Source organism: Arthrobacter sp. AIWTK1 (assembly GCF_056680535.1).
This window is the reverse complement of sequence record NZ_CM155287.1, coordinates 2,652,078-2,668,196: the sequence shown is the minus strand read 5'-3', so window position 1 is coordinate 2,668,196 and position 16,119 is coordinate 2,652,078. Positions and strand designations below refer to the sequence as shown.

At 67.1% G+C, this 16,119-nt stretch carries 17 protein-coding genes and 1 tRNA gene; 10 read left to right on the top strand and 8 right to left on the bottom strand.

Features of this window, described 5'->3' with window-relative positions:
- The first annotated feature begins 63 nt into the window (after positions 1-63).
- Positions 64-1,620, top strand: coding sequence for a polyprenol phosphomannose-dependent alpha 1,6 mannosyltransferase MptB (mptB, locus tag AC1MDG_RS12250; RefSeq protein WP_479804110.1), 1,557 nt, complete (start codon positions 64-66; stop codon positions 1,618-1,620).
- A gap of 118 nt (positions 1,621-1,738) precedes the next feature.
- On the opposite strand, the gene AC1MDG_RS12245 is transcribed toward mptB, so the two are convergent.
- The gene (locus tag AC1MDG_RS12245) at positions 1,739-2,425 is read right to left on the bottom strand and encodes a DNA alkylation repair protein (protein ID WP_479804108.1); all 687 of its coding nucleotides are present in this window, start codon (positions 2,423-2,425) and stop codon (positions 1,739-1,741) included.
- Positions 2,426-2,592: 167 nt separating this feature from the next.
- Here AC1MDG_RS12245 and AC1MDG_RS12240 point away from each other — a divergent pair, with 167 nt between their 5' ends.
- Positions 2,593-3,498, top strand: coding sequence for an aldose 1-epimerase family protein (locus tag AC1MDG_RS12240; RefSeq protein WP_479804106.1), 906 nt, complete (start codon positions 2,593-2,595; stop codon positions 3,496-3,498).
- A gap of 30 nt (positions 3,499-3,528) precedes the next feature.
- Here the strand turns inward: AC1MDG_RS12240 and xylB are convergent, their stop codons facing one another.
- Both xylB and xylA read right to left on the bottom strand, forming a co-directional pair.
- Entirely contained in the window at positions 3,529-4,956 is a 1,428-nt protein-coding gene (gene xylB / locus AC1MDG_RS12235; protein WP_479804104.1) for a xylulokinase, read from the bottom strand.
- Positions 4,957-5,041: 85 nt separating this feature from the next.
- On the bottom strand, positions 5,042-6,229 hold the full coding sequence (xylA, locus tag AC1MDG_RS12230; protein WP_479804102.1) for a xylose isomerase: 1,188 nt from the start codon (positions 6,227-6,229) through the stop codon (positions 5,042-5,044).
- Positions 6,230-6,357: 128 nt separating this feature from the next.
- On the opposite strand from xylA, the gene AC1MDG_RS12225 reads away from it, so the two are divergent.
- Positions 6,358-7,596 (top strand): ROK family protein, encoded by a 1,239-nt coding sequence (locus AC1MDG_RS12225; RefSeq protein ID WP_479804101.1) that lies wholly within the window; start codon positions 6,358-6,360, stop codon positions 7,594-7,596.
- Here the strand turns inward: AC1MDG_RS12225 and AC1MDG_RS12220 are convergent.
- The 3 genes from AC1MDG_RS12220 to AC1MDG_RS12210 form a co-directional block, all read right to left on the bottom strand.
- The gene (locus AC1MDG_RS12220; RefSeq protein ID WP_479804099.1) at positions 7,593-8,204 is read right to left on the bottom strand and encodes a GNAT family N-acetyltransferase; all 612 of its coding nucleotides are present in this window, start codon (positions 8,202-8,204) and stop codon (positions 7,593-7,595) included. The genes AC1MDG_RS12225 and AC1MDG_RS12220 overlap by 4 nt on opposite strands.
- 26 nt (positions 8,205-8,230) lie before the next feature.
- Entirely contained in the window at positions 8,231-8,902 is a 672-nt protein-coding gene (locus AC1MDG_RS12215; protein WP_479809088.1) for an alpha/beta hydrolase, read from the bottom strand.
- 116 nt (positions 8,903-9,018) lie between these two features.
- Positions 9,019-10,116: a LacI family DNA-binding transcriptional regulator gene (locus tag AC1MDG_RS12210; protein ID WP_479804097.1), complete on the bottom strand. Its 1,098-nt coding sequence runs from the start codon at positions 10,114-10,116 to the stop codon at positions 9,019-9,021.
- Positions 10,117-10,278: 162 nt separating this feature from the next.
- Between AC1MDG_RS12210 and AC1MDG_RS12205 the strand changes: the two genes are divergently transcribed.
- From AC1MDG_RS12205 to AC1MDG_RS12180, 6 genes are all read left to right on the top strand, one after another.
- Complete coding sequence (locus AC1MDG_RS12205) at positions 10,279-11,448, top strand: Gfo/Idh/MocA family protein (RefSeq protein ID WP_479804095.1); 1,170 nt, start codon at positions 10,279-10,281, stop codon at positions 11,446-11,448.
- Entirely contained in the window at positions 11,448-12,662 is a 1,215-nt protein-coding gene (locus tag AC1MDG_RS12200) for a dihydrodipicolinate synthase family protein (RefSeq protein ID WP_479804094.1), read from the top strand. The genes AC1MDG_RS12205 and AC1MDG_RS12200 overlap by 1 nt, the downstream gene beginning before the upstream one ends.
- Positions 12,659-13,498 (top strand): sugar phosphate isomerase/epimerase family protein, encoded by an 840-nt coding sequence (locus AC1MDG_RS12195; protein ID WP_479804092.1) that lies wholly within the window; start codon positions 12,659-12,661, stop codon positions 13,496-13,498. The genes AC1MDG_RS12200 and AC1MDG_RS12195 overlap by 4 nt, the downstream gene beginning before the upstream one ends.
- Positions 13,499-13,713: 215 nt before the next feature.
- A complete protein-coding gene (locus tag AC1MDG_RS12190) occupies positions 13,714-13,845 on the top strand; it encodes an SRPBCC domain-containing protein (protein ID WP_479804090.1) in 132 nt (43 codons plus the stop codon).
- Positions 13,829-14,176 (top strand): SRPBCC family protein, encoded by a 348-nt coding sequence (locus AC1MDG_RS12185; protein ID WP_479804088.1) that lies wholly within the window; start codon positions 13,829-13,831, stop codon positions 14,174-14,176. Before AC1MDG_RS12190 ends, AC1MDG_RS12185 begins: the two co-directional genes overlap by 17 nt.
- A 94-nt stretch (positions 14,177-14,270) precedes the next feature.
- On the top strand, positions 14,271-14,447 hold the full coding sequence (locus AC1MDG_RS12180; RefSeq protein WP_479804086.1) for a hypothetical protein: 177 nt from the start codon (positions 14,271-14,273) through the stop codon (positions 14,445-14,447).
- Between the two features lie 45 nt (positions 14,448-14,492).
- Here the strand turns inward: AC1MDG_RS12180 and AC1MDG_RS12175 are convergent, their stop codons facing one another.
- Together AC1MDG_RS12175 and AC1MDG_RS12170 are read right to left on the bottom strand one after the other, a co-directional pair.
- The gene (locus tag AC1MDG_RS12175; protein ID WP_479804084.1) at positions 14,493-14,954 is read right to left on the bottom strand and encodes a LapA family protein; all 462 of its coding nucleotides are present in this window, start codon (positions 14,952-14,954) and stop codon (positions 14,493-14,495) included.
- Between the two features lie 261 nt (positions 14,955-15,215).
- Positions 15,216-15,288: transfer RNA gene (locus tag AC1MDG_RS12170), tRNA-Arg, on the bottom strand.
- A 220-nt stretch (positions 15,289-15,508) separates the two neighbouring features.
- On the opposite strand from AC1MDG_RS12170, the gene ssb reads away from it, so the two are divergent.
- Positions 15,509-16,087 (top strand): single-stranded DNA-binding protein, encoded by a 579-nt coding sequence (ssb, locus tag AC1MDG_RS12165; RefSeq protein ID WP_479804082.1) that lies wholly within the window; start codon positions 15,509-15,511, stop codon positions 16,085-16,087.
- The last annotated feature ends 32 nt before the right edge of the window (positions 16,088-16,119 follow it).

Genomic DNA, 16,119 nt, shown 5'->3' with positions numbered 1-16,119 from the left:
CTGCCGGTCCGTCCGGCTACCAGCGGGTGAAAAATGCCCCACAACAGATTGGACGATCCTGAGATGACGGCGCGTGTGCCTGCGGCGGGAAATGTGGCTGCCGGTACGTCACCGGAGCCGGCTACGGCCGAAGTGGACAACGCCCTCTCTCCGCTCCTCTCGGGGTTCGCCGGTTCGATGTTCATGGCGATCGGTTCGCTGGGCGTCGGCTGGCTCGCGCCGGTGTCGGAACTTCGCCGCCTGCCTTTGTTCATCTGGATGCGCACCGAAGCGGTAGGCGTCGCGCTTTCCATCGTCCTGCTGGCCGTGGGCGGCATGCTCCTGGTGCGAGCCTGGCTTCGCCTGGGCCAGCGCGTCCGGGTCTGGGGTGCGGGTGCCCGCAAGGCCACCCTGCAGGCTGTGGCGCTGTGGGGGCTGCCCATGATGTTTTCCGTCCCGCTCTTCAGCCGGGACGTATACGCCTACATCGGGCAGGGCCGCCTGATGGTGGAAGGCTTCAATCCCTACGAAAACGGGATTTCGGCGCTGTCCAACTATTTCCAGCTCGGTGCCGACAAGATGTGGACCGAAGCGCCGGTTCCCTATGGCCAGCTGTTCCTGTGGATCGAACAGCTGGTGGTGTGGTCCACGAACGTGCAGCCGGAGGCGAGCATCATGCTGTTCCGCGTCGCCGCACTGGTCGGTGTGGTGCTGTGCATCGTCTATGTCCCCAAGCTGGCGGAGCTCCATGGCGTGAATCCGCACCGGGCCCTGTGGCTGACCGCAGCCAACCCGCTGTTCCTCACCAACTTCATCGCCAGTGTCCACAACGATGCGCTCATGATCGGACTGGCGCTGGCCGGCCTCTACTATTGCGCCACCAGGCGGGTGGTGTTCGGCCTGGTCCTCGTGACGTTGTCCATTTCCGTCAAACCGATCACCATTGTGTTCCTGCCTTTCATCGGACTCCTTTGGGCCGGCAAGAACGCCGGCTGGCCGCGGAAGTTCGTGTTCTGGGGACTCACGGCCGGGATCAGCCTGGGCATCCTGTACGCCATGAGCCTGGTGAACGGCTTCGGCTTCGGCTGGGTGAACGGGCTGTCCGCTCCGGGCAGCATCTGGATCTGGTATGCGCCGGTCGGCCTGCTGGGCCTCGTGGTGGCCTCCATTTTCAACGCGTTCGGACTTGACGGCTGGGGACTGGCCAAATGGGTTTACGACGCCGGCAAACTGCTCGCCGTCGGAATCATCGCCTGGCAGATCTTCCGCGGCGACCACGACCGCCTGATGCGCCGGCTCACGCTGGGGTTCGCGGCAGTGGTCCTGCTCGCCCCCATGATCCAGTCCTGGTACGTGGTGTGGCTCATCCCGCTGTTCGCCGTCACCGGCATCCGGGACGACTGGCAGGTGAAGGCCCTCTACTTCATCGTGTCCTTCTTCATGGTCTACGCCATCTCGGACCAGCTGGAAGTCTTCCCCTACCTGCAGACCGAGGACCTGGGCCTTCCCTTGGCCCTGGCGCGCAACGCCGCGGCCATCATCGCACTGATGTTCGCGCTGTACCTGATCTTCCTGGATCCCAAAACCAAGCAGCTGTTCAGCAAACCGGACGAACCGGTGACCACCCGGCCGGTCATCTGACCGGAGCAGACGGCACGACGGCGGCGCCCCACCACGGCGCGGGTGCGGGCCGGGTGCTGTGTCCCGGAACGCAGCGCCCGGCCCACACAGACGTTCTCACGGCATCTGCCGCCGCTGTTCAGTCCGCGGGGAGATTCCGGAGGGCCTCGCGGCGGGAGAGCGGGCTGAGGGCGGTTACGTGGCCGGCCACGAACCGCCGGACCCAGGCCGGATCGGTGTTCGCGTACTCGCGCAACGCCCAGCCGATGGCTTTGCGGATAAAGAACTCGCGGTCGGCCAGGTTGGCCTCGATGACCGAGGCGAGCAGACCCCGATCGGTAGCGGCCTTTGCGCCGAGCTGGGCGGTGATGGCAGATCTGCGGACCCACATGTCGGGGTCTCTGCTCCAGGAACGGAGCATCCGGTCAAGCTCCGGGCGGTGTGCCTGCAGCAGCGCGCAGATCCGGTGCGCCACTCCGTCCACAAGATCCCACCAGGCCCCGGTCCGGATGATTTCCTCGTACACGGGAAGCATCTCCAGCCGGCCCCTGGCCAGCCGCGCATCCGTCAGGTCAATGGCGGCGTACCGCTCTTCCCGGAACTCCGCTGAACGCCAAAGCTCCAGGACAGTGTCCCGCAGTTCCTCGAATGAACTGCAGGGCCACTGCGCGGCGGCACTATTCGTGATCTTCCGGACTTCGGGAACCCTGACCCCCAGCGTCGGCATGTCCGATTTCATGTAGGCCTGGCTTCCCGCGGCCCGGACCGGATCCGCCGCGGACCTCAGGCTGCGGCGGATCCCGGCGATCAGTTCCTCGTTGGCCATGACGGAAACTCTACTTGCGTGCCGGCCGCCGGGCGGCTCACAGCGAACATACAGTGGCCGTCACCGCGGACGGTTTTGTTATTCCCCCTGCCCTGACAGGCCGGAGGGTGGTGCGCTAAAATAGTGAGCGCTAACATACACACTTTCCGCGCAGCATTGGATACCCTATGACCCGCACCGAACACCGGATCAGTTTCGGCCCTTATACCGCCATTGCCACGGCCCGTGGCGGCGCGCTCCGCGAGCTGCGGCACGAGGGCCGCGACCTGGTGATTGGCTTCGGTGCCGACGGCGAAATTCCGGACTACCGAGGCGTCATCTGTGCCCCGTGGCCCAACCGGCTGGCTGACGGCCGGTACAGCTTCGAGGGCAAGGATTTCCAGGCGGTGGTCAACGAGGAGGAGCGGGGGACCGCCCTGCACGGCCTGGTGTTCCGGGCGGAGTGGGAACTGCAGGAGCACACCGCGTCTTCTGTCCGCCTCGGAACCCGCATTGAGCCGGGCGACGGCTATCCGGGCCGTCTTGACGTATCCGTTGACTACGAGCTGCGGGCCGACGGATTGCACAGCACTGTTCGCGCCGAGAACGTTGGCGTGGATGCGGCGCCTTACGGCGTCTGCCCGCACCCGTACCTTGTCGCCGGCCCCGCACCTCTCGACGAGTGGACTGTGCAGATCCCCGCCACGGAATTCATGGAGGTCTCCGCGGACCGGCTGCTCCCGCGAGGCATGGCCGGTGTAAAGGGCCGCGCCTTCGACTTCCGGACGGGAAAGACTCTCGGGGCCGTGGAAATCGACCATGCTTTCACGGGCCTGACCCCCGGACCTGATGGTCTTGCAGCGGTGCGCATCCATGACCCTTCCGGTACGGGGGTGGAGCTGGAATGGGACGGGGCCTGGCCCTGGCTGCAGATCCATACTGCGGACAAGCCGGCAGGGCCGTCCCGGCTTGGCCTCGCGGTTGAACCCATGACGTGCCCGCCTGATGCCTTCAACAGCGGAACCGATGTGCTCCGGCTGGCTCCGGGGGAGTCCCACGAGGCCGGCTGGACCATCCGGGCCATCAGTAGTTGAGGCAGGGCTCAATTGCTCACGAGGCCGGGCTCAGGTGTTGAGGTAGGTGCTGGCGTACCGCCGGTACTGGTCGAGCACCTCCGGGGCGCCGCCGTCGGCCGCTGACGCTTCGGTGCCGGATGACTCCCACTCCGGCCAGCGGCCCGTGAGGACGGCCGCCGCCTGGCGGGCGGCGCCGTCGGCCACGTATTCCCCAGGGTCGGGCACCACTACGGGAAGGCCGAAGACGGACGCGGCAATCTGCTGCACGGCAGCGGACTGCGCGCCGCCTCCCACCAGGATGATCCGGGAGGCCTTAACTCCCTGGGCCTGCAAGGCTGCAAGACCGTCCGCGAGGGAGCAGACCACGCCTTCGACGGCCGCCCGGGCCAGGTTGGCTCGCGTGTAGCTGGCCAGGGTGGCGCCGTGCAGGGAGCCGGTGGCGTGCGGCAGGTTGGGCGTGCGCTCGCCTTCGAAGTACGGAACGAGTGTGAGGCCGCCGGAACCCGCCGGGGCGGCAAGAGCCAGTTCGGTAAGCCCCGCCAGCGTCACGCCGAGCAGCGCGGCAGTGGAATCGAAGATCCGGGTGGCGTTCAGCGTGCAGGCCAGCGGGAGAAAATTGCCGGTGGCATCAGCAAATCCGGCAACGAGGCCTGTTGCGTCGGCGGCCGGAGTCTCCGAGACTGCGAAAACGGTCCCCGATGTCCCCAGGGACACCACAACGTCGCCCGGGCGGGCGTCGACGCCGAGTGCCGCAGCCGCGTTGTCGCCGGCGCCGGGGCCGATGATTGCGCCCGCCGGCGTGGTGCCCGCGGCCTCCAGTGAACCCGCGACGGCGGGAAGTACCGGAACGTGGCCCAGCACCTTTTCGAGGAGTTCCGGGAGGTAGGTGCCCGACGCCGTGGAGAAGTATCCGGTTCCGGAGGCGTCGGACCTGTCTGTCCGGAGCAGCTGAAGCGCGGAGGGGCCCGAGCCGGGTCCGTGGCCCGCGAGCCGCCAGCTGAGCCAGTCGTGCGGCAGGCAGACGGCCGCGACGCGGCGGGCATTGTTCGGTTCCTCCCGTGCCAGCCACCGGAGTTTGGTGATGGTCAGCGAGGCCACCGGAACGGTACCCGTTGATTCCGCCCAGAAGGCGGCACCGGCCCCGGCGTCGCCGTTGCCGGCTTCTGCGATGAGCTGCTCCGCATCTTCCGCGGACCGTGTGTCGTTCCAGAGCAGGGCGGGGCGCACCACCGCGCCGGAGGCATCCAGGCACACCATGCCGTGTTGCTGGCCGCCGACGGAGACGGCGGCCACATCGTCCAGGCCGCCGGCCTGGGCGATGGCCTCCTGGAGGGCGTCCCACCAGTGGTCGGGGTGGACCTCGCTGCCGTCGGGGTGGGCGGCGCGGCCCTGGCGGATGAGCGTGCCGGTGTGCGCATCCCGGATCACCACTTTGCATGACTGCGTGGAACTGTCGATTCCTGCTACCAACGGCATGGCGGAAGTCTTTCTGACGTACTGCCGCCGGCCCCGGCAATCCGGGTCCGGCGGCAGTGGAGCTGGCTGGTTGGGGGAGCCTGGCCTAGCGGGCACCGAGCAGGTGCTCGATGGCCAGCTGGTTGAGGCGGACGAAGGCGAATGACCGCTGGGCGGCTGCATCGGCGTCGAACTCTGCGAAGGCGGAAGCGTCAGCCAGCAGATCCGCGGTGGTCTCTCCGGCGGAGAGCGTGGGCTCGCCCAACTCGAAGACGCCGGAGGTCTTCAGGGCTTCCCGGACCTCCGGGTCGGCGCGGAAGGCGAGGGCGCGCTCCTTCAGGAGGAGGTACATGGACATGTTGGATTTCGCGGATTCCCAGACGCCGTCGTAGCCGTCGGTGCGGGAGGGTTTGTAGTCGAAGTGCCGCGGGCCGTCATACTTCGGGCCGCCGTTGGGGAAGCCGTTTTCAAGAAGGTCCACGGTGAAGAAGGCGCTGGTGAGGTCGCCGTGCCCGAACACGAGGTCCTGGTCGTACTTGATGCCGCGCTGGCCGTTGAGGTCGATGTGGAAAAGCTTGCCGGCCCACAGCGCCTGGGCGATGCCGTGGGTGAAATTCAGTCCGGCCATCTGCTCGTGCCCGGTTTCCGGGTTGAGGCCCACGATGTCCCCGTGTTCCAGCTGGGCGATGAAGGCCAGCCCGTGGCCCACGGTGGGCAGGAAGATGTCGCCGCGGGGCTCGTTGGGCTTCGGTTCCAAGGCGATCCGAAGGCCGTAGCCCTTGTCCTTGATGTAGGCCGCGGCTGTATCCACGCCTTCCTTCATCCGGTCCAGGGCGGCGGAGAGATCCTTGGAACCGTCGTACTCGCTGCCTTCGCGCCCGCCCCACATGACGAACGTCTCCGCGCCCAGCTCGGCGGCAAGGTCGATGTTCTGCAGGACCTTGCTGAGCGCGAAGCGGCGGACCGAGCGGTCGTTGGACGTAAAGCCGCCGTCCTTGAAGACGGGGTGGCTGAACAGGTTGGTGGTCACCATGGGGGTCTTAAGGCCGGTTTCGGCGAGGGCTGCCTTGAAGTTCTTCAGGATGAGCTCGCGCTCGGAGGCTGTCGCGTCGAACGGGACCAGGTCGTTGTCATGGAAGGTGATGCCGTAGGCGCCCAGTTCGCTGAGTTTGTGGACGGCCTCCACGGGGTCCAGTGCCGGGCGGGTGGCGACGCCGAAGGGGTCCGAGCCGGTCCAGCCGACGGTCCAAAGGCCGAAGGTGAAGCGGTCTGCAGGGGTGGGCTGAAGAGTCATGAAGCGTCCTTGGTTCAGAGGTGGGATTCGAGCTCCCGGCCGGCTGTCGAAAGTCGGCCGATGAATTAGTTTTCAATCTGAACTATATGCACCATGATTGACTTGGGTCAATGATTAAGGCGGCGGAAATGTCACTGGAAAAAAATGCCGACGGCGGTGCCGCGCGGCCGGTGCCTGCCCGCGTGGAGGATGTCCGGCGCGGCAACCTCGTCCGGGTCCTCACTGCCATTGCGCAGGCAAGGACGGATCCGCAGCGCCATCCCACGCGCGCTGACGTGGCCTCCCTGACCGGTTTGACGAAGGCGTCCGTGTCCAGCCTGGTGGCGGAGCTCGCGGACTCCGGCCTGGTTATGGAATCGGGCGCTACCCGCGACGGCGAACGCGGCCGGCCGGGGGTGGGCCTCAAGCTCAGCACAAACCGCGGCGTGGTGGGCATGGAAATCAACGTGGACTACATCTCGGCGGGACTTCTGGACCTCGGCGGAACCCTGCGCGCCGACAAGACACTGGAGTGCGGAAACCGCGGCCGGTCGCCGGAGTCCGTTATGGCCCTGCTGGCAGGACTTGTCAGCGAGGTCGCCTCTGATGCGGCAGCCGCCGGGATCGAAATCCTGGGCGGCGGACTGGCGGTGCCCGGCCTCGTGGACATGGCTTCCGGAACTGTTTCCAGCGCCCCCAACCTGCAGTGGCACAATGTCGCCCTTGGGCTGGGCGGCTTGCTGCCGGACGCCCCGCTGGGCACCGCTCTATATAACGAGGCAAACTGCGCTGCCCTGGCGGAGCTCTGGTATGGGCACGGACTGGATTTCCGCGACTACCTTTTTGTTTCCGGTGAGGTGGGCGTCGGTGGCGGCCTGGTGATCGGCTCCCGGCTCTTTGCCGGACCGCACGGGCAGGCGGGCGAAGTGGGCCACGTAGTGGTGGACCCGTCGGGTCCCGACTGCTCGTGCGGCGGCCGCGGCTGCCTGGAAACGTTCGCCGGCCAGGAGGCCATCTTTGCCGAGGCCGGGATCCCGGCGGGGACAGCCTCCGCACGGCTCGAGCAACTCGCAGAACGGCTTGGTGCCGGAAATACGGCCGCCACGTCAGCAGTTGCCCGTGCCGGGCGCTACCTTGGCATTGCGGCGGCGTCCACGGCCCGGCTGATGGACCTCTCCGCCGTGGTCCTGGGCGGCCACTTCACCCGGATGGGGCCGTGGATTGCACCTGCAGTGGTGCGGGGCCTGGCCGAGTATGCGCCCGGCCTCGTCAGTCCCGGCCGGGTGGCTGTCTCGGAACTCGGCCAGTCGGCCGCCGTCCTTGGCGCGGCCGGGAGCGCCCTGCGCTCTGTCCTGGCCGCCCCCTACAGCCTGGCGCCCGCCGGCTAGGGTCGGGTCCGGACGGCCAGCCGGACCACCGCCCGGCCAGGCACTGCATCGCTGACCACCTCGAAGCCGGCGTCCAGGAACAGCTTGAGCGTTCCGTGGTAAAGGTCGGCCGGGCCGGCCTTGGGCCGCAACGCCGGATCCACGGGGTAGCCTTCCACGATGCCGGCGCCATGGCTCACGGCATGGCCGACGGCGGCGCGGAGGAGCGCGGCAGCAACACCGCTGCGGCGGTGGCCGGGCGCCACGACGAAGCAGCTCACCGACCAGACGGGTCCTTCGGTCTTTCCGCCAGTACCTCCGTGCGCCGCCGGACCGGCCGCTTTCAACACCTGCGAACGCAGGATCCGCGGGTAGCAGTCGCGCGGTTCCACGGCGCACCAGCCCACCGGCTTTCCATCGCGGAAGGCGAGGACCCCCGGTGCCGGAGTGCCGGCGTCGAATTTTGCCTGCAGTTGGTTTTTGCGGTCCGAGGCTGTCGAACCATTCCAATCTGCCCCCGTCAGGGCGAAAAACCTGCACCAGCAACGCGACGGCTCGCCGCGCGCTCCGAAGAGGCGTTCGACGTCGGGCCAGTCGGCCGGAGCTGTGGTCACGGGTGCTGTGGTCACGGGTCTTGTGGTCACGGGTCTTGTGCTCACGGGCGCCAGCCGTGTCCGGAAAGCCAGGTGGCACACAGCCCGGTCCACTGCTCCACGCCGGCCACCCCGGCAGCGAGGCCCAGTCCGTGCCGTCCATGCGGAAAGACGTGCAGCTCTGCGGGCACGGCAGCCTTGCGCAGCGCCAGGGCATAGCGCAGGCTGTGTTCGACATCGACTGCCGGGTCGTCAAAGGTGTGCCAGATGAAGGCCGGGGGAGTCCGGTCCGTCACCGTAAGCTCTGCGGATAGTGCTGCCAATTGGTTCCCCGACGGTTCAGCGCCGAGCAGGTTATTGATGCTGCCCTGGTGGACGGCCGTTTCGAAGGACACCACGGGGTAGCACAGGATGGCGAGGTCCGGCCGGGACTCCGGCACGTCAAGGGTGTCGTCGCCGGTAGGGACGCTCCCGGCAAGCGTGGCAGCCAGGTGCCCTCCGGCGGAGAACCCCAGGACCCCCACGCGCGAGGCATCCACTGCGAGTCCGTGGCCGCCGCGCCTGATCCAGGCCAGGGCCGCCTTTGCATCCGCGAGCGGAGCCGGGTGCCGGTGCGGAGACACCCGGTAGCGCAGCACGAAGGCGTGGATGCCCAGCGACGCCAGCCATTCCGCCACCGGCTCTGCCTCATGGTCCGCATGGCGCTCGTAGCCCCCGCCCGGAAGGACCAGGATTGCAGGGGACCGGGGCCCCGCATTCGGGTTCGCCGGGGACCTGTCGGCGGCCGGTGTGGCCGGACTCTGGCGGGCCGGCACCACGCTGAGGCCGGCCGGTATCCCCCGACTGCCCGTCAGGGGGTCCACTCAGTGCTCCGCCGGAGTGTCACCTGGCCCGTGACGGCCGCGCCGTCGTCGTGGTTTCCGTCTGCTCCGCCCAAAGCCCCGGAGCCCACCGTGCTCAAGGTGGCCAGGCGTCCGATGTCCTCCAGTGGAAGGCGGACAGTTGAAAGCGCCGGGCGGAAGTCCCGGAGTGTTTCAATGTCGTCAAACCCTGCGATCAGGGCGTCGCGGGGAATTCTGAATCCTTGGGAACGAAGCCCTGCAGCGGCGCCGATTGCCATGACGTCGTTGGCGGCGAAGATGCACAGGTCCGGCTTTTCGCCCTCGTTCGTCGTTTCGGCTTTCCGGGCGTCCCGGATCCGTTCGGCCAGCACGAGCCCGGCCTCGTAGCCTCCGGCACGGTTGAAAGATGCGCGGAGGACTTCGGCTTCGGGGCAGCCGGCCGACGCAAGGCCGGACTGGAAGCCGCGGATCCGGTCATCGGAGGTGATCAGGCCTTCGGGGCCGCCGATGATGACGAAATGGCCCGCATGGCTAGCCGCCAGCGTTCCGGCAAGTTCCGCAGCCAACGGTTCGTTCGGCACTTCCACGAGGTGATACCCGTCCAGCGCGCCGGCTCCTACGATTGCCTGCCCCACCACGCCCACATGCCCGCCATTGCGGCAGTAGCGGTCCAGTTCGGCGGCAAGTTCCGCGTTGGCTTGTTCGTCTTCAGGGCGGCTGGACCGAGAGCCTGCGATGACAATGGCGTCGGCGCGCCTGGCGGCGAACGCGGCCACCGCTTCCTTCTCATCGGCAGGAGTTCCGCCCGTGGTGGCCAGAAGCACCATCTTGTGCTGTTCGCGGGCCACCTCCTGGACCCCGCGGGCTATGGCCGAGAAGTACGGATCCGCAATGTCGTGCACAATCAGGCCCACTAGTCCCGAGCTGGATTTCGCGAGTGCCTGGGCCTGGGCGTTCGGGATGTAGCCCAGGGTCTCGGCTGCCTGCCGCACCCGTTCGGAAACTCCCGGGCCGGGTGTGCGGGCCGAACCGTTGAGGACGCGCGATGCTGTGGCGGGTGAGACCCCGGCCAATCGGGCCACCTCGGTGAGGGTACTTGCAGCCACTGATGTCTCCTGTTCAGCCAACGTGCGCGTATTGGTCATTATGGCAGTTTGTGAGACTTTCGGGAAAGCGCTTGCCATGTGGCGCGCGGGGATGCATCATAAATGCAGTGGGAATGCGCTTTCCCAACATCCGATACTGAACCAACTCACCGTGGAGGACACATGGGCTTCGAAACAAAGACGATCCGCATCGCCATGAACGGCATCACCGGCCGGATGGGCTACCGCCAGCACCTGCTGCGATCCATCCTCCCCATCCGCGACGCGGGCGGCTTCACCCTCGAGGACGGCACCAAGGTCCAGGTGGAGCCCATCCTGGTTGGCCGCAATGAAGCCAAGATCCGGGAGCTGGCCGAGCTCCACAAGGTCTCCGAGTGGAGCACCGACCTTGACGCTGTGATCAACGACCCCACTGTCGACGTCGTCTTTGACGCGTCCATGACCAGCCTCCGCGCGGCCACCCTGAAGAAGGCCATGTCGGCCGGGAAGCACATCTTCACCGAGAAGCCCACCGCGGAAACGCTGGAAGAGGCCATCGAACTGGCCCGGATCGGCAAGGAAGCCGGGGTCACCGCCGGCGTCGTGCACGACAAGCTGTACCTGCCCGGCCTGGTGAAGCTGCGCCGCCTCGTTGACGAAGGCTTCTTCGGCCGCATCCTGTCCATCCGCGGCGAGTTCGGCTACTGGGTCTTCGAAGGCGATATCCAGGCAGCCCAGCGCCCGTCCTGGAACTACCGCAAGGAAGACGGCGGCGGCATGACAACGGACATGTTCTGCCACTGGAACTACGTCCTCGAAGGCATCATCGGCAAGGTCAAGAGCGTCAACGCCAAGACCGCCACCCACATCCCGGCACGCTGGGACGAAGCCGGCAAGGAATACAAGGCCACGGCCGACGACGCCTCCTATGGCATCTTCGAACTGGAAACGCCGGCCGGCGAGCCAGTTGTCGGCCAGATCAACTCCTCCTGGGCCGTGCGGGTCTACCGCGACGAACTCGTGGAATTCCAGATCGACGGCACCCACGGTTCCGCGGTCGCCGGACTGAACAAGTGCGTCGCACAGCAGCGCGCCCACACCCCCAAGCCCGTCTGGAACCCGGACCTGCCCGTAACGGAGTCCTTCCGCAGCCAGTGGCAGGAAGTCCCCGCCAATGCCGAGCTGGACAACGGCTTCAAGCTGCAGTGGGAGGAATTCCTGCGCGATGTCGTCGCCGGCCGCGAACACCGCTTCGGCCTGCTCTCCGCCGCCCGCGGCGTCCAGCTCGCCGAGCTCGGCCTGCAGTCCAACGACGAACGCCGCACCATCGACATCCCGGAGATCTCGCTCTGATGACATCCTTGATCCTTCCCGCCGGCGACGGCGGAACCCGCGAATACCGCCTTCAGTCCGCGCCCGCCTGGGCAAAGCCCTCAGCCCCCATCACCTCGCGGCACGCCTACGCCGCAGCCCACGTCATCCCGGAAGTCACCGCTGACAACACGCCGGGCGCGCCGGCCAGCCTCGACTGGGACGCCACCATGGCCTACCGGCACGAGCTCTGGTCCTACGGCCTCGGGGTGGCCGACGCCATGGACACCGCCCAGCGCGGCATGGGCCTGGACTGGACCGCCACCCAGCAGCTGATCAAGCGCACCGGCGTCGAAGCGGCGTCGGTGGTTTCCTCGGGCGCCGCCGCCACGGCCGGCAAGTCCGTCCGCGACCTCGTCTCGTGCGGCGCCGGCACCGACCAGCTGGATCCGGCTGCCGTACCAACAGGTGCCGCCGGGATCCAGGCCGTCCTGGATGCATACCGCGAACAGGTCGCCGTCGTCTCCGAGGCCGGCCCCAAGGTCATCCTGATGGCCTCACGTGCCTTGGCCAAAGTGGCCAGCGGGCCGGATGACTACCTGCACGTCTACTCGACGCTGTTGCAGGAAGCGGACCAGCCGGTCATCCTGCACTGGCTCGGCACCATGTTCGATCCCGCCCTCGCCGGCTACTGGGGCTCCGACGACGTCGCCACGGCCACTGACACGTTCCTTTCCCTGATCCGCGAGCACGCGGACAAGGTGGACGGTGTCAAGGTTTCGCTCCTGGATGCCAGCCACGAAGTGGCGCTGCGCGCCGCACTCCCGGAAGGCGTCCGACTCTACACCGGCGACGACTTCAACTACCCGGAACTGATTGACGGCGACGGCACGCACCATTCGGACGCCCTGCTGGGCATCTTCGCCGCCATTTACCCGGCCGCTTCGGCGGCGCTGCAAAGCTACGACGCCGGCGATGCCGTCAAGGCGCGTGCCATCCTGGACTCCACCCGTGAGCTCGGAAAGCACATCTTCAGTGCCCCCACCTTTTACTACAAGACCGGCATCGCGTTCATGTCCTGGCTCAACGGCAAGCAGCCCGGTTTCCAGATGGTGGGCGGACTGCACTCCGGCCGTTCCGTGGTGCACCTCGCCAGGACCTTCGAACTTGCCGACCAAGCCGGACTGTTGAAGGACCCGGCCCTGGCTGCGTTCCGGATGTCCGACTACCTGCGAATCAACGGAGTGGGAGTATGAGCGACTTCACGAGGCTGTCGCTGAACAGCGCCACCACTAAGAAATGGACCCTGGCCGAGGCAGTGGACGGCTGCGCCCGTGCCGGCATTCCTGCGATCGGACCTTGGCGGGACCGGGTGCACGAAGCCGGCGTGGACAAGGCCGCCAAGCTCATCAAGGACGCCGGTCTGCGGGTGTCCTCGCTCTGCCGCGGCGGTTTCCTGACGGCAGCCGACGCCGAAGGGCAGGCTGCCGCCCTCGCCGACAACCGCGCCGCCATCCTGGAAGCCGTGGCGCTGGACACCCGGGAGCTGTTCCTGGTGGTCGGCGGCCTGGCGCCGGGGGAGAAGGACGTGGTGGCCGCCCGCCAGCGCGTGGCCGACCGTCTGGCGGACCTGGTTCCGTTCGCCGTCGAGAACGGCGTCCGGCTGGTGCTTGAACCGCTGCACCCGATGTACGCAGCGGACCGCGCCCTGATCTCCACCCTCGGCCAGGCGCTGGACCTGGCGGCGCCTTACGAGGCGAAGGCGGTCGGCGTCGCCGTCGACACATTCCACGTGTGGTGGGACCCGGAGCTGAAGGCCCAGATCGAAAGGGCCGGCCTAGAGAACCGCATCGCGTCCTACCAGGTGTGCGATTTCAACCTGCCGATCGCTGCAGACGCGTTGCTGTCCCGCGGCATGATGGGCGACGGCGTGATCGACTTCGCCACCATCGGCACCTGGGTGCGGGACGCCGGCTACACGGGCGACATCGAAGTGGAAATCTTCAACCAGGAAATCTGGGACGCCGACGGCGATAGCGTGCTGGCGACCATGAAGGAGCGGTACGCGGGACTCGTCCTGCCGTACGCCTGACCGGCCGCAGCGCTTTCCCGTGTTGGCGCGCATCCCTGCGGTGCGCTGCCTGATACAGGCCGCGGGCCCCTGCTTCGTCACGGCCGGGGCCCGCGCCCCACGGAACGGCCCGGAACCGCGCAAGCGGTGCCGGGCCCTTTTTCCGGGGTCCTGGCGTTTGCCCGGTCCTTAACAAGGCCTGCCGTCGCGCGTATGGTCGTGCGGAGGAGGCATGCATGAATGATCAGATCAAGGACGCGGAAGCATCCGTGCTGGTGGAAGCCCCGCGCAGCCGGGTATGGCAGGCGCTGACCGACCCGGAAATCGTCCGGCAGTATTTCCTCGGCACCAATGTCACCACCACCTGATTTCCTCGGCACCAATGTCACCACCACCTGGCGCGAGGGCGAGCCGGTGACTTTCGCCGGCGAGTGGAAAGGCAAACGCTACGAGGACAAAGGCATCGTGCTGGAAAACCGGCACGAGGAACTGTTGCGCATCACCCACTACAGCCCGCTGACGGGGCTACCTGATGAGCCGGAAAACTACCACACCGTGGAGTACCGGCTCGAAGCGAAGCCCGACGGCACCCAGGTCACCATCACGCAGGGGAAGAACAAGAGTGATTCCGAGGCCGAAGAGTCGGCAAAGCTCTGGGAAACAGTGCTGGGAAACCTCAAGGAGTTGCTGGAACGCTGACAGTTCCTGCCCAATGGAGTGCCTGCCCGGGGCCGCAGGCGCGACGCGTCGACAACGCGTCGACAAGCCGAACGTTCCGGACTAGTTTGGGCACATGACTGAGATTCCAGACGAAGACCGCACCGCTCGCGGCGACGACGGTACGGTCCGGCCGGCGGAAGAGGCCGCACGGGACTCCGTCGCCGGCGACCTGGCCGCCACGATTGAACCCGATATCGCGGACCTGGACGAAACACCCGAAGGACACCGGGGCGACGTCGATTACGGGTGACGCCTACCCGTTGCAGGATGCATAGGCGCACTCGCCGCCCGCGCTTTAGCGCACGCGCTGCGCAAGCACCCGGCGGCGATGGGCCGCCGTGCGCAACTGGATGATCCTGGCCGCGCCGGCAACAGCCACAAGCACCCCGCCGCCCACAGCCGCGATGAAGAGTGCAATTCCCAGCGGAACCGCGCCCTCCAGACCGAAGTACCTGACCTGCACATAGTCCTGGTTCTGCAGGATAAAGATGATCAAGAGGATCATCACCACCAACGCGGTGGCGACGGCGGCCCAGACCATGCCTGCGCGCGTCACATGCCGCTCCTCCGGCGGAGCCGGTGCGGCTGGTTGGGCCGGTGCGCCCGGCGGCGGCACACGCTCGGCAGGTGTGCCCTCTGCCGGCAGGCGCTCGGCCGGTGTGCCCTCTGCCGATACGCCGCGGGTCGGGACGGGTCCGGGTTGCGGTGAAACTGCGGCTGCTTCGTTCGGCTCGTAGTCCGGTGATTGCTGGGTCATTCGGTCCATCCTCTGTGAGGTGATCCACCGTTGGGGAAGTTGCGGCGCCGACACCACTTCAAATGAGTCGGCGCCGCCATCAAATCATAAGCATGCTTACCGTGGTTGGTGTGCAGGAGGCAAGCTCCCGTTTCCGGCATGTCAGTTAATACTGTCCTCCCGGGACTGCCGTGTGGAAAGGTGGCGGCGGCATCGGCTGCCCGGGAACGAAGGAAGCGGCCCCCTCTGCATTGACGCAGGCGGGTGCCGCTTCCTGTTTTGTGCCCCAGGAGGGAATCGAACCCCCGACCGGCGGATTAGAAGGCCGCTGCTCTATCCCCTGAGCTACTGGGGCACGTGGGCGTGCCCGGACCATTCGGGCAGCGCCTAGAAAAGTTTACAGTGCTGCGCGCCTTCGGCCAGTCAGCCCCTTGGCGGTGTTTCGACTCGTCCCCAACATCCCGGGTTCGCCCGGACTTGTGCACATAGCGACGCGTGCCCCTCGCCCCGGCGCTTATACGGCATGAAGCTGAAGATGCCTGCTAGGGCACCACCATTCGAGACAGGACACCAAGATGACCGACAACATCACCGTCCGGGGCTTCGTTGCCACGGAGATCAAGAGTTCCACCACGCCCGGGGGAGTCGCCACCGCATCGTTTCGGCTCGGCTCCACAGACCGGCGCTATGACCGCGCATCGGGCGCATGGGTCGATGGCAACACCAACTGGTTCACTGTTCAGGGCTACCGGCAGCTTGCGGGCAACATGGGCTGCAGCATCAAGAAAGGCCAGCGCGTCATTATTGTGGGCCGGCTCAAGATGCGGAGTTGGGAAAAGGACGGCCGGATCCACCACGTTGCCGAGATCGACGCCGAGTCGGTTGGCCATGACCTCATGTGGGGCTCGGCCAATTTCACCCGTACGGCCGGGAACGCCGCCCAGCCCGGCGGGACGCAGGGTCAGCACGGCCATGCGACCGGGCTGCAGGACGTCAGCGGACCCGGCGGGGAGGATCCTGATGACGGCGGAGATCCCAGGGAGGACGAGGACCACGGAGATCCGTCAGCCGAGGGGATCTTCGTCGACGACGAAAACGGTGACGTCCTGCAGCTCGATTCGGAGACCGGCGAACTTACCGGCACCGCCGCCTGAACATGCCCTTCTGATGCCGGAGTGCGGCACCG

Excerpts from the sequence above, each read along its gene's own strand:
- AC1MDG_RS12195 (WP_479804092.1), top strand. The coding sequence starts at position 12,659 with ATGAGCGACTTCACGAGGCTGTCGCTGAACAGCGCCACCACTAAGAAA.
- AC1MDG_RS12185 (WP_479804088.1), top strand. The coding sequence starts at position 13,829 with ATGTCACCACCACCTGATTTCCTCGGCACCAATGTCACCACCACCTGG.
- xylB (WP_479804104.1), bottom strand. The coding sequence starts at position 4,956 with ATGCCGTTGGTAGCAGGAATCGACAGTTCCACGCAGTCATGCAAAGTG.
- ssb (WP_479804082.1), top strand. The coding sequence starts at position 15,509 with ATGACCGACAACATCACCGTCCGGGGCTTCGTTGCCACGGAGATCAAG.
- AC1MDG_RS12200 (WP_479804094.1), top strand. The coding sequence starts at position 11,448 with ATGACATCCTTGATCCTTCCCGCCGGCGACGGCGGAACCCGCGAATAC.
- AC1MDG_RS12225 (WP_479804101.1), top strand. The coding sequence starts at position 6,358 with ATGTCACTGGAAAAAAATGCCGACGGCGGTGCCGCGCGGCCGGTGCCT.
- AC1MDG_RS12240 (WP_479804106.1), top strand. The coding sequence starts at position 2,593 with ATGACCCGCACCGAACACCGGATCAGTTTCGGCCCTTATACCGCCATT.
- AC1MDG_RS12180 (WP_479804086.1), top strand. The coding sequence starts at position 14,271 with ATGACTGAGATTCCAGACGAAGACCGCACCGCTCGCGGCGACGACGGT.
- AC1MDG_RS12245 (WP_479804108.1), bottom strand. The coding sequence starts at position 2,425 with ATGGCCAACGAGGAACTGATCGCCGGGATCCGCCGCAGCCTGAGGTCC.
- AC1MDG_RS12205 (WP_479804095.1), top strand. The coding sequence starts at position 10,279 with ATGGGCTTCGAAACAAAGACGATCCGCATCGCCATGAACGGCATCACC.
- xylA (WP_479804102.1), bottom strand. The coding sequence starts at position 6,229 with ATGACTCTTCAGCCCACCCCTGCAGACCGCTTCACCTTCGGCCTTTGG.
- AC1MDG_RS12190 (WP_479804090.1), top strand. The coding sequence starts at position 13,714 with ATGAATGATCAGATCAAGGACGCGGAAGCATCCGTGCTGGTGGAAGCC.
- mptB (WP_479804110.1), top strand. The coding sequence starts at position 64 with ATGACGGCGCGTGTGCCTGCGGCGGGAAATGTGGCTGCCGGTACGTCA.
- AC1MDG_RS12175 (WP_479804084.1), bottom strand. The coding sequence starts at position 14,954 with ATGACCCAGCAATCACCGGACTACGAGCCGAACGAAGCAGCCGCAGTT.